At 54.8% G+C, this 26,973-nt stretch carries 26 protein-coding genes; 10 read left to right on the top strand and 16 right to left on the bottom strand.

The genetic code is table 11. From position 1 onward, the window contains the following. Positions 1-90: 90 nt before the first annotated feature. Positions 91-1,431: a sensor histidine kinase gene (locus QQL54_RS12690; RefSeq protein WP_284391320.1), complete on the top strand. Its 1,341-nt coding sequence runs from the start codon at positions 91-93 to the stop codon at positions 1,429-1,431. Between the two features lie 85 nt (positions 1,432-1,516). Continuing rightward, positions 1,517-2,905 (top strand): sensor histidine kinase, encoded by a 1,389-nt coding sequence (locus QQL54_RS12685; RefSeq protein WP_284391318.1) that lies wholly within the window; start codon positions 1,517-1,519, stop codon positions 2,903-2,905. 6 nt (positions 2,906-2,911) lie between these two features. Here the strand turns inward: QQL54_RS12685 and QQL54_RS12680 are convergent, their stop codons facing one another. The 5 genes from QQL54_RS12680 to QQL54_RS12660 form a co-directional block, all read right to left on the bottom strand. Then, positions 2,912-3,691 (bottom strand): succinate dehydrogenase iron-sulfur subunit, encoded by a 780-nt coding sequence (locus tag QQL54_RS12680; RefSeq protein ID WP_284391316.1) that lies wholly within the window; start codon positions 3,689-3,691, stop codon positions 2,912-2,914. 75 nt (positions 3,692-3,766) lie between these two features. Then, the gene (gene creD / locus QQL54_RS12675) at positions 3,767-5,209 is read right to left on the bottom strand and encodes a cell envelope integrity protein CreD (RefSeq protein ID WP_284391314.1); all 1,443 of its coding nucleotides are present in this window, start codon (positions 5,207-5,209) and stop codon (positions 3,767-3,769) included. A gap of 104 nt (positions 5,210-5,313) precedes the next feature. Next, positions 5,314-5,634 (bottom strand): hypothetical protein, encoded by a 321-nt coding sequence (locus QQL54_RS12670; protein WP_284391312.1) that lies wholly within the window; start codon positions 5,632-5,634, stop codon positions 5,314-5,316. A 158-nt stretch (positions 5,635-5,792) separates the two neighbouring features. Further along, positions 5,793-6,521: a DUF4197 domain-containing protein gene (locus QQL54_RS12665; protein WP_284391310.1), complete on the bottom strand. Its 729-nt coding sequence runs from the start codon at positions 6,519-6,521 to the stop codon at positions 5,793-5,795. A 331-nt stretch (positions 6,522-6,852) separates the two neighbouring features. Further along, on the bottom strand, positions 6,853-7,686 hold the full coding sequence (locus tag QQL54_RS12660) for an enoyl-CoA hydratase-related protein (protein ID WP_284391307.1): 834 nt from the start codon (positions 7,684-7,686) through the stop codon (positions 6,853-6,855). Positions 7,687-7,906: 220 nt separating this feature from the next. On the opposite strand from QQL54_RS12660, the gene QQL54_RS12655 reads away from it, so the two are divergent. Next, complete coding sequence (locus QQL54_RS12655) at positions 7,907-8,476, top strand: carboxymuconolactone decarboxylase family protein (RefSeq protein WP_284391305.1); 570 nt, start codon at positions 7,907-7,909, stop codon at positions 8,474-8,476. A 140-nt stretch (positions 8,477-8,616) separates the two neighbouring features. Here the strand turns inward: QQL54_RS12655 and QQL54_RS12650 are convergent, their stop codons facing one another. The 7 genes from QQL54_RS12650 to sdhC all read right to left on the bottom strand — a co-directional run bounded on the left by QQL54_RS12650 (position 8,617) and on the right by sdhC (position 18,192). Next, complete coding sequence (locus QQL54_RS12650) at positions 8,617-10,191, bottom strand: PAS domain-containing hybrid sensor histidine kinase/response regulator (protein ID WP_284391303.1); 1,575 nt, start codon at positions 10,189-10,191, stop codon at positions 8,617-8,619. 49 nt (positions 10,192-10,240) lie between these two features. Further along, complete coding sequence (locus QQL54_RS12645; RefSeq protein ID WP_284391301.1) at positions 10,241-11,536, bottom strand: replication-associated recombination protein A; 1,296 nt, start codon at positions 11,534-11,536, stop codon at positions 10,241-10,243. Between the two features lie 933 nt (positions 11,537-12,469). Next, positions 12,470-14,875 carry a hypothetical protein gene (locus QQL54_RS12640; RefSeq protein ID WP_284391299.1) on the bottom strand — a complete coding sequence of 802 codons (2,406 nt, stop codon included), beginning with the start codon at positions 14,873-14,875 and terminating at the stop codon, positions 12,470-12,472. A gap of 449 nt (positions 14,876-15,324) precedes the next feature. Then, a complete protein-coding gene (locus tag QQL54_RS12635) occupies positions 15,325-15,666 on the bottom strand; it encodes a hypothetical protein (protein ID WP_284391297.1) in 342 nt (113 codons plus the stop codon). Positions 15,667-15,669: 3 nt separating this feature from the next. Then, positions 15,670-17,454: a succinate dehydrogenase flavoprotein subunit gene (sdhA, locus tag QQL54_RS12630; protein ID WP_284391295.1), complete on the bottom strand. Its 1,785-nt coding sequence runs from the start codon at positions 17,452-17,454 to the stop codon at positions 15,670-15,672. Between the two features lie 10 nt (positions 17,455-17,464). Further along, positions 17,465-17,809, bottom strand: coding sequence for a succinate dehydrogenase/fumarate reductase transmembrane subunit (locus QQL54_RS12625; RefSeq protein WP_284391293.1), 345 nt, complete (start codon positions 17,807-17,809; stop codon positions 17,465-17,467). Beyond that, positions 17,806-18,192: a succinate dehydrogenase, cytochrome b556 subunit gene (gene sdhC / locus QQL54_RS12620; RefSeq protein ID WP_284391292.1), complete on the bottom strand. Its 387-nt coding sequence runs from the start codon at positions 18,190-18,192 to the stop codon at positions 17,806-17,808. The genes QQL54_RS12625 and sdhC overlap by 4 nt, the downstream gene beginning before the upstream one ends. A 195-nt stretch (positions 18,193-18,387) precedes the next feature. Between sdhC and QQL54_RS12615 the strand changes: the two genes are divergently transcribed. Then, positions 18,388-18,927, top strand: coding sequence for a GNAT family N-acetyltransferase (locus QQL54_RS12615; RefSeq protein ID WP_284391291.1), 540 nt, complete (start codon positions 18,388-18,390; stop codon positions 18,925-18,927). A gap of 118 nt (positions 18,928-19,045) precedes the next feature. Here the strand turns inward: QQL54_RS12615 and QQL54_RS12610 are convergent, their stop codons facing one another. Then, complete coding sequence (locus QQL54_RS12610) at positions 19,046-19,591, bottom strand: rhodanese family protein (protein ID WP_284391290.1); 546 nt, start codon at positions 19,589-19,591, stop codon at positions 19,046-19,048. After that, complete coding sequence (locus QQL54_RS12605) at positions 19,588-19,914, bottom strand: ArsR/SmtB family transcription factor (protein WP_284391289.1); 327 nt, start codon at positions 19,912-19,914, stop codon at positions 19,588-19,590. Before QQL54_RS12605 ends, QQL54_RS12610 begins: the two co-directional genes overlap by 4 nt. Positions 19,915-19,980: 66 nt before the next feature. Between QQL54_RS12605 and QQL54_RS12600 the strand changes: the two genes are divergently transcribed. After that, entirely contained in the window at positions 19,981-20,835 is an 855-nt protein-coding gene (locus QQL54_RS12600) for an MBL fold metallo-hydrolase (protein ID WP_284391288.1), read from the top strand. A 95-nt stretch (positions 20,836-20,930) separates the two neighbouring features. Here the strand turns inward: QQL54_RS12600 and QQL54_RS12595 are convergent, their stop codons facing one another. Next, positions 20,931-21,290: a response regulator gene (locus QQL54_RS12595; protein WP_284391287.1), complete on the bottom strand. Its 360-nt coding sequence runs from the start codon at positions 21,288-21,290 to the stop codon at positions 20,931-20,933. A gap of 193 nt (positions 21,291-21,483) precedes the next feature. Here QQL54_RS12595 and QQL54_RS12590 point away from each other — a divergent pair, with 193 nt between their 5' ends. From QQL54_RS12590 to QQL54_RS12570, 5 genes are all read left to right on the top strand, one after another. Then, positions 21,484-22,383 carry an N-formylglutamate amidohydrolase gene (locus QQL54_RS12590; protein ID WP_284391286.1) on the top strand — a complete coding sequence of 300 codons (900 nt, stop codon included), beginning with the start codon at positions 21,484-21,486 and terminating at the stop codon, positions 22,381-22,383. Positions 22,384-22,576: 193 nt separating this feature from the next. Continuing rightward, positions 22,577-22,978, top strand: coding sequence for a helix-turn-helix domain-containing protein (locus QQL54_RS12585; RefSeq protein WP_284391285.1), 402 nt, complete (start codon positions 22,577-22,579; stop codon positions 22,976-22,978). 72 nt (positions 22,979-23,050) lie between these two features. Then, entirely contained in the window at positions 23,051-23,869 is an 819-nt protein-coding gene (locus QQL54_RS12580; RefSeq protein WP_284391284.1) for an inositol monophosphatase family protein, read from the top strand. A 175-nt stretch (positions 23,870-24,044) separates the two neighbouring features. Further along, positions 24,045-25,502, top strand: a complete 1,458-nt coding sequence (locus tag QQL54_RS12575; protein WP_284391283.1) for a Do family serine endopeptidase — start codon at positions 24,045-24,047, stop codon at positions 25,500-25,502. A 38-nt stretch (positions 25,503-25,540) separates the two neighbouring features. Further along, entirely contained in the window at positions 25,541-26,092 is a 552-nt protein-coding gene (locus tag QQL54_RS12570; protein WP_284391282.1) for a hypothetical protein, read from the top strand. A gap of 113 nt (positions 26,093-26,205) precedes the next feature. Here QQL54_RS12570 and QQL54_RS12565 read toward each other — a convergent pair whose 3' ends face one another. After that, positions 26,206-26,928 carry an aspartate/glutamate racemase family protein gene (locus QQL54_RS12565; RefSeq protein WP_284391281.1) on the bottom strand — a complete coding sequence of 241 codons (723 nt, stop codon included), beginning with the start codon at positions 26,926-26,928 and terminating at the stop codon, positions 26,206-26,208. Between the last annotated feature and the right edge of the window lie 45 nt (positions 26,929-26,973).

Genomic DNA, 26,973 nt, shown 5'->3' with positions numbered 1-26,973 from the left:
TTCAAGGTTAAGCCTCTTATAAGTCTTGACCGTTAAACCGCACGCATGTGGACGAGACCGAATATTCTCCTCTCCAGGTTAATGGAGTGGATGAACCTACCTGAAGATCTGCCTTCAGAAGATCAGATCCGGGTCCGTCTATTCTGCATTGCCAGCTTATGCTTCACAGTCGCGGCATCCATCAACTTTATCGGCCTGACCTGGGCTTTGGGCCTATTCGCTCCTCAGCATATGGTGTCTTTCTTTATCGCTTGTTCTGGCGTGATGTTCATGCTGCTCCTCAAACGGTTTAAGGACCCAATCGCCCTCACGTGGGTGTTTGCTATCATGTCGACGATGGGTGGGTGGCTGTCCGCCTATATCGATTATTCCGCAGCAACTGAAACGACAGGTATTGGCTTGGCTTATTCGCCCTATATGGTCGCCATCCTTGTCATCGTCTGCTTGCTGGGAACACGCCGAGCCGCCATTTTCTATGCTGGCCTATGCATCGCAACACTGATCGGTTTCTATCTGGCGACTGTCGCCTTGGGCTTTGCCCCCGCAATTCTCGAACAGAACCGGATGAGCGTCGTGATACGCAGCTCCGCCATCCTCCTCACGCTCGGCATTATGGTTCCGGTCAGCCAGATGATCTATTCGACCCTCCAAAATCTTGAATGTGCTGTTGAGCGCGCCAACAGGGCCGAAAATGCTCGCAAACAACTGCTCGCAACTATGAGCCACGAAGTTCGCACACCCCTTAATGGCATCATCTCTGTTTCTGACTTGCTGGATAAACGTCAGCATGACGAAACGACGCGGAGCTATCTCGATATTATCGGCATTAGCGCATCAAACCTGCTCACTATTGTCAATGAGTCATTGGGCAGAGCCCGCTCGGAACATCTGGGTGATGAGAACGGCAATGCGATTCAGATCAACAGCCAGCCATTTGACCCACGTGATTTAATTCAACAAGTCTGCAACTTGTTTACGGCCAACGCATCTCAAAAAGGCTTGTGGGTCGGGACTTATGGTCTTGACGCTCTGCCGGTCAGTTTACTCGGTGATGCCCCACACTTGCGGCAAGTCCTCAACAATCTCGTCGGGAATGCAGTCAAATTTACGCATCAAGGCGGCGTTCGTATCGGGGCCCGCTTGGTCGATGCTCATAGGCCTGATCATGTTGTTCAATTCTTTGTTCAGGACACTGGGGTAGGCATTGAGGACGATGCCAAAGCCCGTGTATTCGAACGTTTTGGCCAGAGCGCGTCCGGTCTAACGACTAAGGCCGACGGCACCGGCCTTGGCCTTGCCATTTGCAACGATTTGGTAACGGCCATGGGCGGGACCCTTGAAATGGACAGCAATGTGGGGGTTGGAACAGCCTTCTATTTCACGCTCGTCCTTCCGGACGCTGGACGTCAAGCAACCACTTTCGCAGCTTAAACGACCGTAGAATCAGCCGCATAATTTCGGATCATTTTGTCGCAAGCTTTAGCTTACGGAAAGATTTGCAGCCTATGGGGACCCGATGCTGAAGGGGCTCAGACATTTCGGCGAAAGCTTTGAGAGCTTTCTCAAGATCGACAAGACGTTGGACGCCGCAACCCGCGCCCGAGCGCGCATGGTCTATGGAATGGGTCTCATCTTCCTGACTGTACAACTTCTCAACATGATTTCGATGGCCGTCGTCTATGGCGGCTGGACACCCCAGCATAATATTTCCGTTTTTTCCTGCATCGTCTTCACCTGTCTGACTGTCGCAGTCCGGTTTACGAAGTCCCCAGTATTTTTCGGGCTGGCCTACTCTGTCCTAGCCCTCTCATCGATCGGCGTTGCCGCGTCGATTGAGACGATACCCGGCGTGCCTCCATATGGCATCAACACTGCTCTTTTACCGGTCCTCTGCGCGTCGGCGGCTTTCATCGCCTTTGTCGGAACTCGCCTGATCTCAACGCTCTACATTCTATCGAGCCTGGTTCTGATCGGCATCATGTACAAAATCACAGCCGCATCTGGTCCGACTGGTGTCGATGCCATTCTGGCTTGGCAGCGGACGGTTCAAGCCTGCGTTGCAGTCCTGATGGCGGGGCCGATCTGCGCGATCACAGCTGACATAGTATTTCGCAATCTCTCGCAATTAGAAAGTGCCGTCTCCCGTGCTCAAACGGCAGAGCGGGCGCGCGGCGAGTTTCTGGCGACAATGAGTCATGAAATCCGAACTCCGTTACACGGCATTCTCGGATTATCAGACATGCTGGCACAGTCTGATCTCCCTGAAACACAGGGTCGTTACGCGCACCTCATCACAGTGAGCGCGAATAGTCTGATGGAGATCATCGACGAAGTCTTGGACATGGCGCGACTTGAAGATGGCACAGTGCGAACCATTGCGGAGCCTTTTACTCCGCGGGAATTACTGCAAGATGTCAGCGATCTTTTCGGTGTCAAAGCCTCAGAGAAAAACCTTTGGATCGGCATAGATATCGGGCCGGGCATTCCGGAACAGCTGATCGGTGATGCCCCTCACCTTCGCCAAGTTCTTAATAATCTTGTGGGGAATGCACTGAAGTTCACACAATTGGGTGGCGTTCGTATTGGCGCGCGCTTGGTCGGCATTCGTGACGGTCTCGCCGGAGTTCAATTCTATGTTCAGGACTCGGGTGTTGGTATTTCGGACGACGAAAAAGGCACAGTCTTCGAACGGTTCAAACAGACGGCATCCGCCAAGACAACAACAGCCAAGGGAACCGGACTCGGCCTATCCATTTGTCGCGAATTGACGGAGATGATGGGTGGGACGCTAGAACTCCACAGCACACCTGGCAAAGGGACCGTGTTCTACTTCACCTTAGCTTTGCCGATGATCGACGACACCACAGTCAGCGCAGAGATTGGCGAACCACGTCACGCCGCCTAGTGAGTGCTACGCGCGCTCAACCATCATTTTCTTAATTTCAGCAATCGCCTTCGCCGGGTTCAAACCCTTGGGACAAACATTGGCGCAGTTCATAATCGTGTGGCAGCGATAAAGCTTGAACGGATCTTCCAATTCATCCAGCCGTGCGGTTTTGGCATCATCGCGGCTGTCCACCAACCAGCGGTAAGCCTGTAACAGCGCCGCGGGGCCAAGATAGCGATCGCCATTCCACCAATAGGACGGGCAAGACGTCGAACATGACGCGCACAGAATACATTCATAATAACCGTCTAGTTTTTCTCGGTCTTCAGGCGTCTGAAGGAATTCTTCCTTGGGTTCCGCTTCGGTTGTGTGCAGCCAAGGCTCGATCGATGCATACTGCTTGTAAAAGTTGGATAGGTCAGGAACGAGATCACGTACGACTGGCAAGTGCGGCAATGGACTGATTGTCACATCACCGCCCGGCACATCATCAATCGCGCGGGTGCAGGCCAGCGTGTTCCGCCCACCAATATTCATTGCGCAGGATCCACAGACGCCTTCGCGACAGGATCGACGGAAGGCGAGAGTCGGATCAATCTCATTCTTGATCTTAAACAGCGCGTCGAGAACCATTGGTCCACATTCGCTCAGGTCGATCTGATAGCTATCCCAGCTCGGCTGACCACCATCCGATGGATCATAACGATAGATCTTGAACGTGCGCAGATTTGCGCTCGCACCTTCAGACTTGAAGACCTTGCCTTTGCCGATCTTAGAATTTTTGGGCAGCGTGAGCTGAACCATGTGGACATCCTTTTCCTATAGACCCCGCTCTATAGCGGGGTCTGTGTAAGAAACGAAGTCCTTAGTCGATTGGATTCACCGTTCTAGGTCAGGCATTTTGTCGCCATACCAGTTCAAATTCCGCGTCAGATACAGGGTCGCGGCAACGGCGACGAAGCTGACCAGTGCGCCGACCATCAATGCAAAGTCCTGAATACGCATCAGCACGAAAAGCAAGGCGTAAACCGATCCAAAGACAAGCGCTGATTTCCAGATGAAACCCCGCCCGAAGACAGCGCCTGCATAGCCCGCTGTCAAAGCAACGGTCGCGGTGGCGCTCAATAGAAAGGCCAGAGTAAACCCGATATGTTCAGCGAAGGCGAGCAGCAGCAGGTAGAACACGGCCTGGGCGATCCCGATCAGCAGATATTGCGCAGGATGAACTCTTACACCGAGTAAGGTTTCCATGAGGAAATAGGCGAGAAAGACGAGACCAATGAACAGCACCGCATATTTCAGCGCCCGATTGACGGTTTGATATGGGTTGAGCGGGCTGACGAAATTGACCTGCATATCCGAGTTGCCGTGGACCAAACCCATCAGCTCTCCCGCCCGACCTTGAGATGGTAAACCGCGCCGTAGATATGGAACGGTCCATTCGGCGGAAAACCCCGTCTCCGTGATTGTTCGGTCTCCGGGCGGAAAACGGCCCGCAAAACCCGGATGCGGCCAATCTGAACTCATCCGTAACGTCGTACTTTTGGCATAAGGTAAAACAGAAAGCCGGTTCGCACCTGTAAAAGCAATTTGTGCCGAGACGGTCGTCTCGCCTTCGCTGAACAAATTGGACACAGGAACAGAGAGCAGCGTTACGCCGCCCGAATCTAACCGATCATAAATAATGGGCGGCGTTGTTGATTGCTGCTGAGTGTGTCTTCGCGCAGCTTCCACCTCATACATCCTGTCGGATCCATCAAAGCGCGCTGCGCCTGAATATGGCTCGAACGTCAGTGTCTGGCCACCAACCGTCAAACTCGCGTCGGACCGGAGACCCGTCACATCGCCAATCCCCACGACAATTTTGGCTTGCTCCATGTCGAAGGTGAGCCCCGTTTGTCGAGGCAAGGTCTCTTTCAAATCTGGCAAAGTCGCAGAGAATGTTGCGTCCGCCGTGTAAATCGGAACCTTATAAAGAGACCGAGTTTTCTCTTCGACTGTGACGCCGTCCAGAACTGCCTCACCCATCAGAGCCGAAACTATGTAATCGCCCTCACGAATTCCACCGTTGTGCAGGGTTTCACGATAAGGCACAACGAGGACGGGGCCCAGTAATCGCTGTTCACCACCATAAGTTTGGCTCACTTCGCGGGTTACCTCATCGGCGCGGGATGACCGCTCAAAGCTGATGAATGATATGAACATGACCGGCACAGCCATGAGCACGATCAGCGCCAGAATCACGATGAGCTTCAGCCCAAGTGACCGCGAGCCTGATCCCGGCGGCGAACTCGGATTCGGGGATTGAGAACGGTTGATCATGACAGCCTCCTAGCAATAAATCTCAGGAGGTCGTTATAAATAGCTTAGGCCGAATGATGGCTGAACAAGGTCAGACTGCGACCATGTGGCGGCAAGTCCAAGGCTCAGCGTACAGCCGCGCGTGTCTCGCTCTGTAATGTCGCGTGGAAATCCGGCATCATGACAGGATCACTATCATTCGCAGCAATCACTGGGTCCATAAATAGAAAGCCCAGCTCATCTGGGCTGCATTGCAGGACATTCGCAACGTCATTGAGGATCGTGCGACGAAGGGACGTTTGCGCGCCGCGCGCCGCGCGAAGACCACTGGCAATGAACATTCCGGAGTTTGATAGATCAGGGATATCGGCATCATCGAAGATAATGTCGATCCGTGCGCTCGGACGCCGCTTTGCTGATTTCCAAAATTTCCCAAATGTCGCCAAGATGGTTCTCCCCAAACCTGTCTACGCCCCACACGTAGACCCCAAAGGGGAGGGTCAACGCTACCCGGTATTATAGTCATCACAGATTGGCAGGAGACGAAAGTTAATAATGCATTAACCATCGATTTTAGGTCGTTTCGGTACCGAATTAAGCTGATTTAACCGAAAACACGTCTCAGAATAGCGGATGTTCGGGCCGCCGGGTCTTTACGGATGGCTTTTTCTTCTTCGGCAATGAAGTGGAAAACGCCGCGCAACCCATAGTCGACGCCGTGGCCAATGAGGTCAGATTTCAGATCGACCCCACTCCCTGTGAGAAGTCCCACAGGAACTTGCCGATCAATATCATCGACCAATCGCAGCGCCCCCGTATCGGCTAGAGCGCTCTCCATAATCGGCGAGAACAGATTGATTAGGCTGGTCGTCGTCCGGTCACGGAGATAATCCGTCGCCGCAGTATCTGGACCGCGAACAATGTTGATCGCATCTTGAATCGTCAGGCCCCGCACCGCATCGATGAAAATATCACGGGCAATAGGGGCGGCTTTCTCAGCCCCGCGGTTCAGCTGCTGCTGCAATTCTACCAACAATCCATCTGCCCCGATCGGCGCCAGATAGCCCTGTAAGTCTTGCAACACGCCGGGAAGCGGGATTTTGACAGTGGGATTGCCGAAATAACCGTCACGACGCCCAAGATTGCTCAGCGCATTCCCGACGCCATTGTCGAGCGCGGCACGAATACCGAGAGCCGCATCCCCTTCCGTTAACGCGCCTGATCCGAGCACGCTTTCGATTAGCGCTGGGTCGAGGGTTTCGCACGCGGTGAGGGACAGAGCCGAAACGCCCAAAAGGACGAAACGTCGGTCAAATTTTCGACTTTGAGTCATAATGACGGGCTCTTTTGTGATTGACGTATCTTATAGGATTTTTCAGCCGACGCCCAAGTCCACATACCCCAAAAAAGCCCTCCGATCATGAAGGTTGGAATGGCGAGAAGTAGATAAAAGAGAAAGCTGGGCTCATTGAAAACCGACATGAGTGCCGAGAAAATGAAGGCCGTGACTATACCCCAAAACAAAACGCCTCTCACGATGACAAAGTGCCAGTAACCTTTGGTCCGAATATTTAACCAGTTCGCTCTCTGCTTTTCATTCATGATCTTATCCTTCTCACGATCGCAACCACAGCCTTACAAACATTAATATACTCTAGCGTCTCCTAACCCGTATCACGATCAGCGAAGCGTGGCGCTCTCTTTTCCAAAAACGCCCGCACACCCTCTTCGCAATCTGGCGCGACAAACATCTGCTCTAACAAATCGCTCTCCGCCATATGCGCTGTGAAGGGTTCGGTCGCGAGTGTGCCGTGCCCCAGCATTGTAGCCCGGAGCAGGCGTTTATTTTGCGACACAGCTTCCGGTGAGCAGTTGATGGCAATGTCCCGCGCCAGTTCCATCGCGCGCGGCAAGACGGCCTCATTGTCATGTAATTCAGAGAATAGACCCGCGTTCAGCGCATCCTCGGGATCGATGAAAGACCCGGTGAGGGACCATTGCGTCGCTTTGGAAAACCCGACCAGTTTAGGTAAATAAAAGCTCGCTGCCCCGTCGAAGACAATCCCGCGCCGGACAAAAGGGAACGCATATTTCGCTTTCCGCGCGGCGATCCGAATATCGCACGGCAACGTCATGGTTAGACCTACACCCACAGCGGATCCGTTGATCGCGGCTATCACTGGCGTATCGAGACGAGCGATCGCCAAATTTAGCACGCCGCCTGTATCGCGCGGCACACCGTCCACTCGTTCCGCTTCAAAATCCAACCCAGCCGAGCCAAATCCATCCGAAATGTCCGCGCCCGCACAAAAGGCCCGACCCTGCCCCGTTAGAACAATCGCCCGAACGCTGTCGTCTCGGTCTAGCTCGTCGAACACTGTGACCATCCGCTGGAACAGCGCGATGTTGAAACTGTTCATCGCCTTGGGCCGGTTCAGCGTGACAATTGCAACGGACCCGACGTCTGAATCTCGGGACGATAGAACGATGTCTGACATGATGGTCTCCTTTGAATCCTGACTAACCGCCCGCCTCCGTCGCGTCCACGCGATCATTGCCTCATCAAAAGTCGGATGCTCACACGGCTGTGATCGGACGTGATGCGTTGTGATTTGAAATACTGGACCAGTGGGTCCAAATAGAAATGGACCGAACGGTCTAAAACTAATCACTTAACCCGATCGCAGGGTCGACCAGACCCAAACGAAAGAGACCATCATGACTGACTTCACACTTCACACCGTCGACTCCGCCCCGCAAACCGCCCAAGCGACTCTCAAAGGCGCGCAAGGGTCACTTGGCTTTATCCCGAACCTGTTCGCAACCATGGCCGAAGCCCCATCCTTGCTGAATGCCTATGCTCAGCTCGGTGAACTTTTGAACAAGACCAGCTTCTCCCCAACCGAGCAGCAAATCGTACTGATGACGAACAACCGGCTCAATGGCTGCGACTATTGCATGGCCGCCCACACGACGATCAGCCAAGCGACTGGCGTTCCCGCTGACGTCATCGAAAGCCTTCGCACCAATACGCCGATTGCTGAGGCGAAGCTTGAAGCGCTACGCACGTTCGCCCGCGTCGTAAATGAGACTCGCGGCTGGCCAACTCAAGATAATCTCGATGCATTCTTCGCGGCTGGCTATGGTCAACAGCAAGTGCTCGAAGTCGTTCTCGGCACGGCGTTTAAAGTCTTGTCCAACTATACAAACCATATCGCGAGCACGCCGCTAGACACGGCCTTCCAACCAAATGCTTGGAGCCGTGACGAGGTTCGTCAAGCGGCCTAGTCCCCGGGTTTCACACCCGTCCTCATCACTAGGCTGTCTGCGCCGTCGTCTCTCCCCGGGCGGCGGCGCTTTCTTATTAGCATGGCTGGAAAAACCGGGGATCAGAGAGCACTCTCTCAGAGATCGCTAGGAGATACTCCCTAACCGCTGCTTAGCCGCGAGAGCATTCGGTTAAAGTCTGTCATCACAATCGGCTTTACGAGATAGTCTTCGACGCCCACGGATTTAAATCCTGCCTTCACGGTCGCATCGTTCACCGACGACATGACAATAATGGCGAGACTGGCGAAGCGCGGATATTTACGCAGAGACTGCGCCAGTTTCAATCCATCCAAATTTGGCATTTGGTAATCTGTGATTAAAAGCGTGTAGGGATCGCCGGCTTTTTCTGCGGCAACGAGGTGTTCGACAGCGTCTTTAGCAGACGCGACGACATCCGCAGATAATCCCAACTGTTCAAGCTGAGATTTGATAATATCGAGATTAAGAGGAATGTCGTCGACGGCGAGTATTTTTAATCTCTCCAGCGATGGGTCGACGGGGGTCTCCAAAGCACAAGCCGCTGCCCCGTCCACGATGGGTAGAGCCACATTAAGCGTAAATCGCGCGCCCTCGCCCGGCACAGATGTCGCCGTGAGTGTACCGTCCATCAGCAATGCTAAGTCGCGAGAAATTGCGAGTCCCAGCCCAGTGCCACCATAGAGGCGTGTGGTCGACCCATCCGCCTGTTGGAACTTCTCAAAAATCGTCAAAAGCTTATCCGCAGCGATGCCAATGCCTGTGTCACACACACTGGCCGACAGCTGCAGTATGTCAGCGTTGATCTGCCCGTCGACTTCCACACAGACATATCCAGCGTCTGTGAATTTGACGGCATTGCCGATCAAATTCATCATGATTTGACGCAACCGCCCAGCATCCCCGATAACAATATCGGGCAGTCCCGGCGCAAATTTGACCAACAGGTCCAGCCCCTTGTCGCGCGCTACTGTCCCCAGTAGCACCGCCACATCGTCCACCATGCTGCGCAATTCAAACGGCTCCGGCGAGAGTTGCAACTGACCCGCTTCGATTTTTGAGAAATCGAGAATATCGTCGATCAAGCTCAGCAGCGCATTGCCCGATCGACCTAAAGTCTCGACCAGTTCCGACTGCATCTCGCTTAACTCTGTGCCGCGCAGGATCTGGGTCATACCCAAAACACCGTTCATCGGGGTACGGATTTCATGGCTCATATTGGCGAGGAACTCAGATTTGGCTCGCGCAGCCGCCAACGCATCCTGTTCAGCCTCTGCCAACTCAGCCTCATGCGCTTTCATGTCTGTCAGATCGGTGAGAACCCCGACGAGATATTCAGAACCATCTTCAGCGCAGAAATAGCTTTTCTGCGATTGCACCCACAGCGTCTCACCCTGAGCGTTCACAGTCTCTTCCTGGTTGATGTTCTTGCCGTGCGTGCGGAACACCTCATCATCCATGGCCCAGAAAATATCCGCCTGTTCGGGCGGGTTAAAATCATAATCTGACTTACCGAGCAGAGCGTCGCGCGGACGACCGAGCAGATCACAGAAGGCTTTGTTGGCCTCAACCCAAATATGGCTTCGGTCTTTCACATAGACCGGGTTGGGCAGCACATCGAGCACATGCTTGAGCAGATCCAGCGTGCTGCCTTGCGGCACAATCGGATGCGCAGATGATGACGACAAAGCGGTCATGATTCCATCTATAGGGTCTATTTCCTTTATGACAGTCTTTTGACGCGCGTTATTTGCGGCCCTCACGTAGCGCCTGCCAGCGCGCCATCCGGTCCGCGATCGCACTTTCCCGGCCCGCCTGTTTCGGCTGATAGAGCGCCACGCGCTCCATCTCGTCCGGCCAATAATCCGCGCCAGAAAACCCGTCCTCTGCATCATGATCATATTGATAGCCCGCGCCGTAGCCGAGCGACTTCATCATTTTGGTCGGCGCGTTGAGAATATGTTTGGGCGGCGCGACTGAGCCCGTTCTCTTCGCCAGTGCGCTCGCCGCTTTCCACGCTGTGTAGACCGCATTGCTCTTCGGCGCGGTGGCGCAATGGATGACCGCATGGGCTAGCGCCAGCTCGCCTTCCGGACTGCCGAGCCGCTCATAGGTCCGGGCCGCTTCCGCCGAAATCATCAGCGCGACGGGATCGGCCGCGCCTATGTCTTCGCTTGCAAAGCGCACGATCCGCCGCGCGAGGTAGCGCGGATCTTCGCCGCCATCGATCATCCGCGCGAGCCAATATAGCGCCGCATCAACGTCCGAACCGCGCATCGATTTGTGCAACGCGGAAATCAGATTGTAATGCGACTCCCCGCTCTTGTCGTACACCGGGGCGCGCTTTTGCAGAAATTTGCCCAGCGCCGCCGCGTCCAGTTCTGCCTTCTGCGCGAACACCTCATCCGCCAATGTCAGGAGATAGCGCCCATCCCCATCGGCAAAATCGATCAGCTGCGCCCGCGCATCCTGCGTCACCGGCAAGGCGCGCTCCAGCAGCCGTTCCGCCCGCGCCAGCAATCCCTCTAGCGCCGCCGCATCCAATCGGTTGAGCACAAACACTTGCGCGCGTGACAGAAGCGCGGCGTTAAGCTCGAAGCTCGGATTTTCCGTTGTCGCGCCAACCAATGTCACCACCCCCTCTTCGACAAAGGGCAGAAAGCCGTCTTGCTGCGCCTTGTTGAAACGGTGGATCTCATCCACGAACAGCAACGTCCCGGCCCCGGTCTCTCGCCGTGCGCGGGCGGCCTCGAACACTTTGCGCAAATCCGCCACGCCCGAAAATACGGCCGAGAGCGCGACAAATTCCAACCCGACATCGCGCGCGAGCAGCCGCGCAATCGTCGTCTTGCCAACGCCCGGCGGACCCCACAGGATCATGGACGATAAACGCCCCTGCCCCATCATCCGCCCAATCGGGCCGTCTTCGCCCAGCAAATGATCCTGCCCGATGACCTCGGACAGTTCAGCCGGGCGCAACCGTTCGGCCAATGGCTGCGGCGCACCGTCAGACAGTCCAGCAGATTCGAACAGGGAAGTCATGGCGACGGGGTAGCGTGGATAGGCGATGCGGGAAAGCAACGATGACGGATCGCCTGCCCACACACCATCCTGCGACTGACGGCGGTCGTCAGCATCACTCTAAAAAGTGTCTCCTCATCCACCCAAAAGGACATGAGGCGTGGGCTCTGTCCCGTGACCGGGATAGAGTAAGATAACCGTTTCGTCGCAGAGCAGAGCCCACGCGATCAAGACAGACGCAGCGGTCGCAACACGCCAGATCGATCCGAGGCCCGGCATCCGAGCGGCCTAACCCGAAGCGACCGTCGCCCTGTGAGGGGCAACCTCTCCGAGATGTTTGGCTCTCGCCCTTAGGCATAGACCCATTTCGATCCAGCGCCCACGGGACCCGAGCCAGACCGCAGGCACATCACCTGCCGCTGGTCAGAAGACCGGGCTATCGCTGGCTGAGAGATCAAAGATCAGCCCATCCAATCATTGGTCAGCTGTCACCCCGACCCACCCGACACACCCGCGCCGTCTCTCCCGTCCCGAACTCAGGGTTGATGTGTCCCCCTCATGCCTTGGGACGTGAGGTGGACGGGTTTACCATGGGGTTGGGAGGGAGTGGATTGGTTTTGGAGTTTGAGATGCAATCCAAGGGATTCACAGTAGGGAAACGCCGAACGGCACGGGCTATTTGGGATGAAGACCAAAGCAGACGTTTCACCTAATAATTAATCTGGTTTTTGGGCATTAAATCCTCTTAGCTGACATTAGCCGAGAGTCTTACTTGAGGCGACTTACGCCACTCGATATTTCGGGCATGGGCTTAAAATCGATATGTGCGGAGATCGACTAGGTGCAAGTTAATCGGTCCCCGTTGCCGTCAGTTCCAGAGTATGGAGCAATAGCCAAAGCGTCCTTGCTGAGGGTGACCGGAACATGATCGTCCCATCGGGCATGCAATATCACCTAGCTTGGCAAAAACCCATGCTCGAAGACTTGTGGACGCAGCTTCGCAGATAGGTCTGAATATGCAGCTTTGAAGGGACCGAAGTCGGTTAATTCCGTATCGCTGTAGGCTTCGAGCGCGCGGCGGATTTGATACCAACCTGCGTCCGCGCGTCCCAGTTTAAATTCCTGCCTGATCTTGTTTGGAAAGCTGGTTGCTTGGAAGCGCTGGAATAGCTTTCGGCCTTCGTCGAGGACGGCCTGCGCTTTGGCCGAGAATTCCATGTCTGCCATGTAGCCTACCATGAAATCGCTTTCAAACCGAGCCTTTGCGCCTACTTCGCCTTCGGTAAAAGGGATGAAGTGATTGGTGATGGACCAATCCCGATCATTCCAGCGCAGTTCGTCAGCACCTGCTGTGAGATTGCTACCATTGAACAGCATCCAGACAAGACAATCCGATTTGAATTCGTCAGTCAGCGGTTGTGAGGGTTGCAGGAACTGGTCACGGTCGTTCAGCCATGTTCGCTTGATTAAGCGCCTGACGGAAAAGACAATGGCGGCTTGCCAGAGATTTTCTTCGGTAACGAAAATTCCGTGCCCGCCATTGAATCCGGATGAGAACAGAGCCGTCTTATTCGCTTGCTGTAAGTCGTTGCTGTTACACCACATGTATGCAATCGCATTGTCTGACCATCGAGTGCCGCGCAGGTCTTTTGTTGCGGTGGCGGTTGTTAAGGCATTCTTAAGTGGAACTACCTCCTCACGATTTGAGCGAGGGCGTTCGATCCATTTGGTCAATAGCTTTCGACCTGTGCTAACGACGAACGATTTTTCACATACTTCTTGGCCGTCTTTGTCAAGAACTCGCGCATCAAAATCAGTGATTTCAGAGTTGACTGAGGTGTCCCATACTAAGAACGCGATGGGAAAGTTTCCCGGAACGCTGTCGAATGCTCGGCTATGGACCACAAAACCGTCAAGGAGTCGCGCTCGCCAAGTATTTCGAAACTTCTGTAAAGTCGGAGAAATCACATACTTTAGCGTCGAAAACATCGCAAGAATTGCCGAGGGTAATTCAAGATCAATTCTCGCAACAAATTGAGCAAATAGCTCGTTCGTGGCCTTGCCGTAGTCAGCCTTGAGGCTTGCGGCTATGCGAGTTTTTGCAACACTTTTCTTTGCACCAGAACCATCTTTCGCCACGCCTTTCGCGGTGTTGTCGTTCGTCGCCTCTGCATAGGGCGGATTGATTAGCACGAGGATCGGCTTCGCGCCTTTTTTCCCCTCTCGCGCATCGGCAATTGCTTTGCGCAGCGCCTGCGGCAGCTTGCCAGACAAATCGTAGTCAATCTGACCAAAATCATCTACGTCGTCGTTTAAATAATCATATTGAAAAATCTCAGCCCCTGCGAAAGCGGGGTTGCTACGCATGATTGTCACGTCCTCATGATCCAGTGTGGACATGTAGACATTGCGCAGGTTGCTGTGTTTGGCCTCAAGGTTACCGACGCCCGCACACATATCCCACACGATATATTTTTTCTGCCAGTTCTTTCCCAGCGTCGCGGTCAGCTGGTCATAGGCTTTGTCGACGATGTGTAAGGGGGTGTAGAAGGCGCCCTTGAACTTTTGCTCGTCCATCGGCAGCAGGCTGTCGCGTCGTTCAAGTAAATAATGCCGATGCTTCTTTTCAGGTGGGCGGTGGTAAATGTTCCAGAAATTGCGATAGCCACGTTCGCTGGCAAGTTCGTATTGGTCGGCCCCGATGATGAACACGGGCTTATTGCCGCTGAACAAGAGGCGGGCTGGAAGGTCACGCATCGCTTCATCGCGCCCGTCATGCATGATGTCGGCAAAGAACAGAACTGCGTAATCTGCCTCGTTTTCTACGCCGAGTTCAACGCCAACCATATCCACCCACCTGTCGAACACCTGCCGCAAGTTGTCGGGTGTGATTGGCGTGCGGATGATCCGTCCTTGTCTGATCGCGTCCTTAGTCGCCTTGATGAACTCCGCTTCATAATCGTCGATTTGGTAGATAATAAAATGCGTTTCGATGGTTGGGGCGATCTGAACTGCGAGCGTCATGTCAGCCGCAGAAGCGGCTTTAGGCCAGTCAAGTTTTTTGTCTTTAATTAGCGGTAGGGCATGCTCTGTTGCCATCAGCGCCGCTTTCTCGCGGTCCATGACGCAAAGGAATCCTGGGATCGCCTCGCCACGTTTGAACGCAGCACGAACGTAAACCAGCAATTGCGCGAACATTAGCAGCGGTGGCGTAGGGGATTCTTTGGCCTCGAACCAAATTTCAGGGGTTTGGATATCGACCAGTCCCTTATATACACCTTTGAGGCCAAGCGTCTCGATATAGGCGTCCTTGACGTCTTCCTCGGTTTTAGCGCGGGCAAGTGCTGTTGTCAGGCTCATACGATTAGTTCTTCATGAAGAGTAGTTTCCACAACAACGTTTTGTGACGCGGTTGAAACGGACCTGCGCCCCAACTTCTTATTAATTTTCTGGTAGATTCATTTGCTCACTTTGGCCTGATATGGCTCTCTGTTGCAACGGTTGATTTTGGGCGCTTTAAGACACTCACCCAATGTCCGCTTTGCCCCCAAAGCGGACCGAAATATGATTGATAATTGGATGCCACTGCAAACCAAAAAGTCGCCCCCCCCAAGTTGGGCCTCCACCCCTTGCTTTACATTGCAAACACCCCACGGATTCGACCCGCACTTCATTTTGAAAGTGTTTCGTATGGACTAGGAAGCTAGTGCGTTTCCATTCAGCCGACTCTGGCGGCATGGGTGACACTCTGCCCCCCGCGGAAGGGTAGCCTTCCAGATAAGCGATGACACGCAAACCTCACCCGCCTTTCAGCCCAACCCACTAATCCCCACCAGTCCGCCAATCACGCTCAGCACAATCCATCCCGGATGCCGCCACCGCGTCCCGTATGCGACCAAGATCGCAGAGAACGCTATCGCAGCGGCCATCATCATGAGCGTGTGGGCGTCGAGCCGGACGCGGATCAGGATGATCCCGATTATGGCGCCGAACAGGGTCAGCGCATGCCAGCTAGCCCAGATAATGCCGCGATGTTGCCGGGGGATATCAGGCGCAGTCTTGCGCCAGCGTGAAAAGATCAGCCGTTCACCAAGGATGGAATGCACGACCCCCAAAGCGATCGCCAGATATCCGGCAATCGCGAGGAGCATGGATCAGTAAACCCGTTTCTTCGGCTGAATATATTCAATCCCGTCCGTCATGGTGTAATCATGCACGGGGCGGTAATTGATCTTCACCTTATTCTTGGCGTCATCATACCAAGCCAGCGTGTGCTTCATCCATTTTGCGTCGAGCCGATCTGGATAATCTTCGTGGGCGTGGGCGCCGCGTGATTCTTTGCGGTTGTCAGCCGACGCGATAGTAACGCGGGCTTGCGCAATCAGATTGTCGAGCTCTAGCGTTTCCATCAGGTCGGTATTCCAGACCATGGTCTTATCCGCGACGGAGACATCGGACAGGCCGTCGGCAATCGCGGTGACTTTCTCGACGCCTTCGGCCAGGCTCTCTTCGGTGCGGAACACGGCGCAATGGGCCTGCATCGCTTTTTGTAGCTCGAGCCGGATCTCTGCCGTGCCTTTGGAGCCATCAGCGGCTTTGAACTTTTCGAGCCGGGCAATGGAGGCTTCGCCCGCATCATCGGCGAGCGGCTTTTTATCCGCGCCAGCTGTCAGCACTTCGCCGCAGCGCATCCCCGCCGCGCGGCCAAACACGACCAGATCGATCAGCGAGTTAGAGCCGAGACGGTTCGCGCCGTGGACTGACACGCAGGCCGCTTCGCCGACCGCCATCAGACCGGGCACAACCGCGTCCGGGTTCTTGCCTTTTTTGGTCACGACTTCGCCGTGATAATTGGTCGGGATGCCGCCCATATTATAGTGGCAAGTCGGCAGGACCGGTATCGGTTCCTTGGTCACATCAACGCCGGCGAAGATTTTCGCCGTCTCGGAAATACCGGGCAGACGCTCACCCAGCACGGCCGGGTCAAGGTGATCCAGATGCAGATAGATATGATCTTTGTTCGGGCCGACGCCGCGCCCTTCGCGAATCTCAATCGTCATCGCGCGCGAGACCACATCGCGGGACGCCAGATCTTTGGCCGACGGGGCGTAGCGCTCCATAAAGCGTTCGCCCTCAGAGTTGGTCAGGTAACCGCCCTCGCCCCGTGAGCCCTCGGTAATCAGGCAGCCCGCGCCGTAAATGCCGGTCGGATGGAATTGGATGAATTCCATGTCTTGCAGCGGCAGTCCGGCGCGCAGCACCATCGCATTGCCGTCGCCTGTGCAGGTATGCGCAGACGTTGCCGAGAAGAAGACGCGGCCATAACCGCCCGTGGCCAGGATCACGGTCTGTGCCTTAAAGCGGTGCAACGTGCCGTCATCCAGCTTCCACGCCGTAATGCCGCGGCAGACACCTTTTTCCATGATCAGGTCGAGCGCGAAATATTCGATAAAGAATTCGGTCTCGTGACGCAGGCTCTGGCCATAAAGCGTGTGCAGCATGGCGTGGCCGGTGCGGTCAGCGGCGGCGCAAGTGCGCTGCGCCTCTGGGCCTTGACCCATATTCTGCATCATGCCGCCAAAGGGGCGCTGATAAATCTTGCCTTCATCGGTGCGCGAAAACGGCATGCCCCAATGTTCCAGCTCATACACGGCGTCTGGCGCGTTGCGGCAGAGATATTCGATCGAGTCTTGGTCACCGAGCCAGTCTGAGCCCTTGACCGTGTCATACATGTGCCAGCGCCAGTCATCCGGGCTCATATTGCCGAGCGAGGCGGCGATACCGCCCTGCGCCGCAACCGTGTGGCTGCGTGTCGGGAAGACTTTGGTGACGCAAGCGGTCTTGAGCCCTGCTTGCGCCGCGCCGAGTGCTGCCCGGAGGCCGGAGCCGCCCGCGCCGACAACGACGACGTCATATTCGTGATCGATGAAAGTAGTCATCGGGGGTCCTTTAAAGGAAAGCGACGGACACAAGTCCGACGACGCTAGCGAGCCACAAAATGAGGGCGACGGCGGTGTTTTTCCAGAGGCCGAAACGACGCAGGCCACCGCTGAAATAATCCATAATGACCTCGTCCATCTCTAACTTGCAGTAGAGGATAGCCGCAGACAGAAACGCGATCATGCCGAGCGCACCAAGCGGACTGGACAGCCACATCTTGATACCGTGCGCACCGTACTGCACGTTCATGACCGCGTGGATCGCCGCAAAGGGCAGTCCAATGATAACGCCCCAGCCCGACAGGCTGTGCATCTTAAAATGTTTTGTGCCGTGCGAGGCGGACTGCGCGCTCATGACGCCACTCCCACATAGGTCAGGACCGCAGCGAGGATCAGCGCCAACACGATCATGCCGTAAGATAGTTTATTGTTCAGCTCTGGGTCGAACAGCTCACCCCGATTCCAAACCGCGTGCCGCAACTGCGCCAGCGCCATGAACATGAAAGCGAACAGAAACACGAACAAGCCGATGGCCCCCAAGGGGCTAAAGATGAGCCGCGCCAGTGGAATACCGCCCGTCAACATCATGCCAACGATGCCGAGCGACACAATGGTCAGCGCGACATAGCAAATGATCGCGCTCGCCCGGTGTAGGATCGAGCTGAGCATCGCCCCGTGCCAACGCCAAACTTGTAAATGCGGCGACATTGGCCGCGGATCATTCCATTCAGAAGACATGTAAGATCAGTTCCTTCCAGCTTGGCGGTGTGTTTACTCCGGGCACCGGAAAGGTCAACGCGTAGATGTGCGGGCGCGGCGGCGCGTCGCGGTCTGGCAGACGCTATATGACGGGCTCGATATGATAGGCTAGGGGCGGGCCATAGTCATATCATCGGCAATGTGTCAGGAACCAATCAACGAAGGCGCACTGTAATGACGGCGATCCACACAAAAATGACTGATGGTCGCGCGCTGTGTCTGCGCCCGCTACAAGACGGCGATGCCGCCCTGATTGAAGCAGGCATCATCGCCTTGTCAGACCGGTCCCGCTATTTGCGGTTCTTCTCCGGCTTCAAACAGGCGCCGCCCTCTGTGCTGACCCTCCTGACAGACTTCGATGAGGATCATCTGGCTTGGGGCGCTGTCGATGCAAGCCTGGACGACAAGCCGGCCATCGCGGCCGCGCATATCATCCGAACCGACACCTTACCCGACACACGCGGCGATTTCTCCATCGCCGTTCTGGATGACTATCACCATCAGGGCGTGGCGCGCGCCCTCATGCAATGCCTATTTTCCGACGCCCTGACCGACGGTTTCATACACGCCGAATTCGACGTCCTGCGCGAGAACAAAGCGGCCTTGTCTCTGTTCAAATGGCTGGGTGGACGCACGCTCACCGCCGCTGGCAATGTCGTCCACATGGAAATCGACATCCAACACGCCCTGTCGGTCATGGGCGCTCCCAGATAAATGTTCATTAGCTCGTATAGACGAGACACAGTTTACTTCCCGCCTGTCCCAATATCTTTGCCGCCAACTCAACGATTGCGCCATTTAACACGATTAGGACAATGATTTCGGGGTCAGCTCAATCATGAGCTAACTGAGCAGCGCTCTGATTATTCCACGGCATGATGCCCAATAGGGTTGCCATGCCGCACCAGCCACTCAACCCTGCAAACGTCAACCCAGCCCCAACAAAAGCGGCGATGCCGTAAAATCCTTGGTGAACAGACCAGCCCAAAATGGTGCTCAGTAGGATCAGGCTCCCCGCTGTGATCTGGACCTGACGGTTGATTTCAAGGGGAGCTTTACTGTCTTTTTCAATCGGCAAACCGTCAGCCCGCCAAGCCTCCAAACCACCGTCCAATACAAATGCGTCGCCCTCAACATGTTGCGCCAGACGGATACAGTGCGTGTCTGTGCGCCGCCCAGACTTACAGTGAAAGATCGCATGCTGATCCGCTTCCAAAGTCAGATCAGCGGCATGAAGCGCAGAAACTGGCAGGGAAATAGCGCCAGGAATGTGCTCACGTGCATATTCATCGGGCTCTCGAATATCGATTAAGATTGCGCTCCCCGCTTTAAGCCTGTCGGCTGCGATATTTGGTTTGAGTTTTGTAAGGCTTGTCATTTTAACATCTCCGGACAGAAAATTTTCATGAGTGTTTCTATAATTTGGCGAACAGCCGGGTCCGCCAAGGTGTAATAAATTGTTTGAGCTTCCCGGCGCGTTTCAACCAAGCCTTTCTGACGCAAGACAGCGAGATGCTGGGACAAAGCGGATTGGGACAGGCCGCTATCAACCAGCAGCTCACCAACTGACGCTTCAGATGCACCAAGACGGCATAAGATTATGAGCCTATGCGGGTTGGACATTGCTTTCAGCAAAGCGGCGGCATCATCCGCTTTGCTCTCAAACATCTGTGGATTCAGGGATTCGACTGTGTTCATCATAATTTCTATATATTAGTTATTGCTAAATTAGCAAGTATGAATATATAGAGACCTAGGAGTCGTGTTATGATAAATATTGAACCCTATTTTGATACCACCACCAATACGGTGACATATCTCGTCGACGATCCGGCGACCAAAGACGCTGTCCTGATTGATCCTGTCTTGGATTATGAACCGCATAGTGCCTCTGTGCGCACGCACTCTATTGATAAGATTATCGAAGACATCCGTTCGCGCGGATTAAATCTGACATGGGTACTCGATACGCATGCACATGCAGATCATTTCTCAGCGGCCGATTATGTACGTGAGCAGACTGGCGCCAAAATCGGCATGGGTCAGAAAATCAGGCAGGTTCAGACCCTGTTTCAAACCATCTTCAATGCAAAAGATGTGTGTGTGGGTGGATCATGCTTTGACGCGTTATTTGCAGATGGCGATCAAATTCCACTCGGATCCAGCATCATAGATGTCTTGCATACACCGGGCCATACGCCCGCTTGCGTGACTTATGTGATCGAAGACGCGGCCTTCGTCGGCGACACATTGTTTATGCCAGATTATGGAACCGCACGGGCCGACTTTCCGGGCGGTGATGCCCGGACCTTATATAAATCGATTCAGAAAATTCTCAGCTTGCCACCCAAAACCCGTATCTTTGTCGGGCACGACTACCTTCCAAGAAATCGCGACACGTTTGAATGGGAAAGTTCAGTGGCTGAGCAATCAGCGTCGAACATCCACCTACATGATCACGATGAAGAGAGTTTCGTAACGCTGCGCGAAGCCAGAGATAAAACACTACAAGTACCGCAGCTGATACTGCCGTCCTTGCAGGTCAACATAAGAGGCGGCGCATTGCCGCCCGCAGAAGATGACGGCCATATTTATCTGAAATTGCCAGTTAATCGGATATAGCCGACACGGTCGCCGCGGGGCCGATTAAGCGCAAAATGATCTCAGCGGGATCGATTGCACGCTTTCTAGCAAGCGTACTGAGTTAGCACAGCTGATTAGGCCGCGATCAGGCGGTCCACTTCGCTGACCAACTGGCGTAGATGCACGGGCTTGGACAGGACGGTCTGTTCTGCGGCGCGGGCGTCGCTCATGGCGACAGCGGCGAAGCCTGTGATGAACATGACTTTGATGCCCGGTGACAAGACTTCGGCCTGTTTGGCGAGTTCAATTCCGTCGACACCCGGCATCATGATGTCGGTCAGAAGCAAATCAAACGCCCCATCCGCAAATTTCAGGGCTCGTAAGGCCCGCTCACCGTCGGAACAGGCGATCACACTGTGACCCGCTTTTTCCAACGCTTTTTCGAAGAAACGGCGCATATCCGCATCGTCTTCGGCATAGAGAATCGTCGCCATAGTCTAATCCCAACCCTTCGTCAGTCGAAGGTTACCCAAAAATAGGCGCAACTGCGAGCGCCAAATCATATCCCTGTCGCCAACTGATCATCCCATAATTGGGTCGCGATCCTGACGCATGTTCGTCGCTGAATAGGCTGGTGCGACTTAAAAAACCCTGACTAAGCGCCAATCTTTCTATTAGGGTTATTGGATGATGAAGAGCCCGTACCCGCGAAAAGCTGCGCTCAGCGCCGAAGCCCGTGACTGTTTGCGCGCGCTGACGCCGGGTCATGACATTGACCGACCCGACCACTGGCGCGCTGGCGTCATCTTCGCCTCACCCCATTCCGGCAATATCTATCCGCAAGCCTTTCGCAACGCGTCGATCCTGTCGTCGGCGCAATTGCGCCGAAACGAAGATATGTATGTTGATCGGCTCGTGTCAGGCGCTGTGGCGGCCGGGGCCCCTCTACTCAGCGCGCGCTTTCCCAGATCTTATGTCGATGTGAACCGGGCCCCCGATGAACTCCCAGAAGTCTGGAGCGATGGCCCCATTAAAGAAAGCGCCCGCGCCCAAGCAGGGATTGGTGTTGTCCCCACCCATATTGGCGAGCGCACACCGATTTATCGCCGTCCGCCCAGTCGCGCCGATGCGAGGGCACGGGTCGATCAGCTTTACCACCCTTACCACGCAGCCTTGAAAACGCTGATTGATGAAGCCCAGTCCCGGTTCGGTCAGGCCTTATTGGTTGATTGCCATTCTATGCCAGGCTTTGCGCCGATGGGATCGCGACGACCGGACGTTATTCTCGGCGATCGCTTCGGACAGTCCTGCCATCCTGAAACCCTGTTCAACTTGCGTCAAATCTTGCAGGCTGAGGGTTTATCCGTCGCCGTAAACTACCCCTATGCGGGCGGATATGTGACGGAACATTATGGGAAGCCCGACACAGGCGTCGAGGTGATCCAGATGGAAATCAATCGCGATCTCTATCTCAATCCGATCACATTCGCCCCAAAGCGCGGCTATGATGACTTAGCCGACCGAATGTCTCATATTGTCCGTCAAATTATCGACAGCCGGGCCCCTCAAGCGCTGGCAGCCCAGTAAAAGAGCTATGTTACACCCCCGACCTGTCCGAAAACGACACAGAATAGCGTTAACTGAGCCGATTTGACGGTCATTAACCCTGTTAGGCGAGTCAGAATGGCCGAAATCGCTCCCTTATGAGGCGAACAACCGGGGCGATGCTGGCACGACGATTGCTCTCCTAAGAGGCGAGACGCAATTCGAGGATAGTAACATGACCAGCGACATCGATCTTCACGTCGGCAAGCGCTTACGCCGCCGCCGCCGCCTATTAGGGCTGACCCAACAAACACTTGCCGAACAAGTCGGCATTCGGTTTCAACAGATCCAAAAATATGAATGCGGGGCCAACCGCGTCTCGGCAGCTCGCCTGTTTGAACTCTCCGAAGCCCTCTCGGTTCCGGTACAGTATTTTTACGAAGGCCTGTCGGCCCGTGACGCCTATCTGGGGGAAGACCCGGCTAATATCGCCTCCGACGTCCTGTCGAAGAAAGAGACGATGGATTTAGTGCGGGCCTATTATTCCATGGGTGAAGCGCCGCGCAAACATCTGCTCGACCTCGCCAAGTCCTTAGAAGCGGCAACGAAACCAGCTCTGCGTCTGGTCGTTCAATAAGTACGATAGCCGTCCTCGGAAAAATCTGAGGACGGGCTTACAAATTAGCGGATGTCGGCTTAACCGCTCTACATGACCGCTATTTCTGACCGCCTCGCCTTCTTCGACACATTGTCGGACGCTGCGCGCGCCATCACCCTCCCTTTGTTTCGCTCTGGCGTTTCCGCGCAGAACAAGGCGCCGTCGGAAGGAAAGCCCGGATATGATCCGGTCACTCAGGCCGATGTTGAGGCGGAACGCGAACTCCGCCGCCTGATCCGCGCGCAATTTCCTGATGATTCTATCGAAGGCGAAGAACTGCCAGACCATGTTGGCTCCAACGCCTTTTCATGGACGCTTGATCCGATTGATGGCACGCGCGGCTTCGTCGCGGGTGTTCCCGTCTGGAGCACGCTGATCGCACTATCGCAGGACGACCAGCCTGTACTGGGTTTAGTTGACCTACCCGCGATGGGAATCCGTGCCTTAGGGGATCTTTCGAACAAGCCGACATCAACTCTGATCCGGGACGACGGCACATCGACGCCGCTTTCGGTGCGCACCATAGAGAGGCTCTCCGACGCGCGCCTTGGCTGCACCCAACCTTTTGGCATGTTCGGACCCGGAGAATTGGCCGCCTATAAAATCATCCAAAGCGGGGTCGCCTTTTCCCGACTCGGCCTCGACGCATTCGGCTATGTTCTGCTCGCGCAGGGACGAATGGATTTGGTGATCGAAGCGGAGATGAAGCCCTGCGATGTGCGGGCCCTGATGCCCGTCGTGATCGGCGCGGGCGGTGTCATTACAGATTGGCATGGCGGCAATCCGAAGGATGGCCCACGGTTGGTGGCCTGCGGCTCACCGGACTTGATGCCTGAGCTCTATACCTATCTCGGTCGGGCCATGACTTAGACTTGGGTTATGCTCAGATCAGGGACTACGGTGAGATCAGGCTGATTTCGACATCCCGAAAGTTTGAACAACCTTAAACCTTCGCCACTTTCTGTCGCATACACTTGCGGTTCAGGCCCTTCGCTTCATATCTTTCCATAAGATTACCAATTTTCGTCTCGCGAAGGAGTTTCCCTTGAAAAAGGCTCTTATTCTGTCTGTGGCCGCCATCGGCCTTATCGCTACCCCGGTCGCCATGTCCCAGGTGCTTGTGGATACGCCCGATCAATCTGCCCCAGCGTTCCAGCCCGTTCAGCTGTTCGGCAATAACAACTCATCTATGACCTTCGATTCTCGGCGCGGCGTCGTGACCATGGCACCCTTACTGGCCAAAGTGACCCCAGCTGTTGTCTCGATCAATACAGTCACTGAGAGTCCCAGCAATCAGATGGATGACGATCAGCGCGAATTGTTTGAGCGCTTTTTCGGTCAGAATCCGCGCAGCCGGGGTCCTCGGGCCGGGCTCGGCTCAGGCGTCATTGTTGATGCGCGCGAAGGTCTGATCCTGACGAATAATCATGTCATTGACGGCGCTGATGAGATTGAAGTTCGACTCGAGGACCGCCGCGAATTTATGGCCGAAGTCATTGGCGCTGATCCGAAGACCGACTTAGCCCTACTCAAAATTGACGCTCGAAATCTCACAGCGCTCGACATTGCTGACACAGACGATGTGATGGTCGGCGACTATGTGATTGCTGTTGGCAATCCGTTCGGCTTGTCCTCCACCGTCACCAGCGGCATTGTCTCGGCCTTGGGTCGGGATAATCGGGCGTCGCAGGATAATTATTCGGACTTCATCCAGACCGATGCAGCGATTAATCCCGGCAATAGCGGCGGAGCGCTGGTCAATTCGCGCGGCGTGCTGATTGGCATCAATACGGCCATCGTGTCTCGTTCCGGCAGCAGCGCCGGTATCGGCTTTGCCGTCCCGACCCGCATCATTCGTTCTGTCATGGGGCAGCTCACAGAATTTGGCGAAGTCAGACGTGGACGGATTGGTGTGCTGATTGGTGATCTGACACCGGAACTGCGCGAAGGTTTGGATCTTAAGTCCATTCGCGGCGCGCTTGTATCTAATGTGACGGAAGGCAGCCCAGCCGAAAAAGCCGGCCTTGAAAGCGGAGACGTAGTTGTGGCCTTCAATGGCGAAGTGATGGAAGACAGCTCTGATCTTCGCAATGCGGTTGGCTTGCTGTCACCGGGCGCTGAGGCTGACATCACCTATATTCGCGACGGCAAACGCCGCACGACACGAATTACGCTCGAAGCTATTGAGGACGATAATGACGTATTGGACGCCTCTGTCGCCGACGATATTCCGTCCATGCAGAGCTTCTCCGGCGCCACGATTACGGGGATTCCGGATGATCTCGATCTGCGAGATGGCAATGAGGGTGTCTATATTTCCAATGTTCGCCGGGCGTCCCGTGCGGCACGGGCGGGCTTACAGCGCGGCGACATTATCCGCCGTATCAATCGGACCAAACTCACGGATCTGAAGAGCTTTCAAACCTTTATCGAAGATAATGATGGCCCTTATGCGCTGGTCGTAGAACGGGATGGCCAGACGGCTTATCTGGGTGTGCGCTAATCCCGCTGTCTTTTGAACACGCTTGAGCGAGCAAGTGAATGATACGTCTGCCTCTTATCCTCGCCGCTATCACCAGTTTCGGGCTCGGCTTCTCGCCGGGCTCGCAGGCGCTGGCCGGAGACGCAGCAGAGTCCGGCTTCTCTCAATTCTTGGGGGTTTGGACTTTGAAAGATGACCGGTTCCAGCAAGTCTGGGACGGCGATACGGTTGAGACGCTGTCCATTCCAAATCATCTGACCCACTGCACGACGGCCAATACATTCAGCAGCGTTTCCTGCGCGGTCGATGCTGGCGGGTTTAAAGGCCAAATTTTCTGGGTGGCCGATCCCGCGCATAAAACCCTGCATCACCTATCCCATTTCGGCGAGAGTCGGACGGGCGTTGGTACGGGGCAGATCGACACAGAAGGAAATCTGATAAACCGCATTGCGTTCACAGATGAACCAGACGGGACCTATCGTATCTACGAGTATGATTGGGTCTCAGACGATGAATACACAATGATGTCGCGCCAATTTAACGCTGACGATGAGCCAACGGGCAATTGGTATGGCGGGACATTTGTTCGCGTCACTATCGAGGCAGATTAGCCCGCGGCACTATTCTGCAAGCTCTACGCCCCCAAAATGCCGCCGCAGCCATTGATGATGGCTTCGAAAGTACGGAGCTGAGAGGCAACAATGACGGCCCTAGGCGTTCGTCCTTAAAAGCGCTGACGCAACGATCCGTTGCGCTTTCCTACCCCGATTGCGTGCGCGATAGCGGATCGCGCTAGCAGTCGAGTAGAATCCAAGATTGGCAAAGGCGAGTCTGCCTGTTCGATCAGAAGAGGGATTTCCGTGCACCCAAGAATGACGCAGTCAGCTCCGTCATTTTTCAGCGTTTGGATAATGTCTGTAAAGCGCGACCGTGTGTCGGCCTTGAATTGACCATTGCATAATTCGTTGAAGATAGCTGAATTGACGTAATCTCTTTCAGCCTGTTCAGGGATAAGAATAGCGGGGCCACCATCCTCTTGGCTGCGTTTGTAGAGATCACTTGTCATGGTCCATTTCGTTCCGAGCAGCCCTGCCGACCGAAAATTATTCCGTATCATTTCGTTCTGTACGACATCGACAATATGGATTCCTGGGATAGGAAAATCAGCCTCCATCGCCGCGATCGCTAGATGAGCTGTATTGTCAGGACAGATGAAAAAATCTGCGCCCGATCGTTCAAGTGACTCAAGACTGCTGTGAAAAATTTCTGATAATTCAGACAACTCGAAGCCTTCCCACAAAGGCATCATTGGGCCCATAGCGCGAATATTCATCGTGATAACGGGGTGGTTTTGCTCACCAAGACATTCGGCAGCCTCACGGACTATCGTTTGAAAACACAGGCCAGCCCCTTCGGCGCTATGTCCCAATATTCCGATATGTTTCATAGCATCGGACCTTTGCACTTGTAGTTTCTACAAAGCTATTGGCCA

The sequence above is a fragment of the Algimonas ampicilliniresistens genome (genome assembly GCF_030159955.1).
GTDB lineage: Bacteria > Pseudomonadota > Alphaproteobacteria > Caulobacterales > Maricaulaceae > Litorimonas > Litorimonas ampicilliniresistens.
The sequence above is the reverse complement of the archived record's forward strand: the minus strand, read 5'-3'. Positions and strand labels throughout refer to the sequence as shown.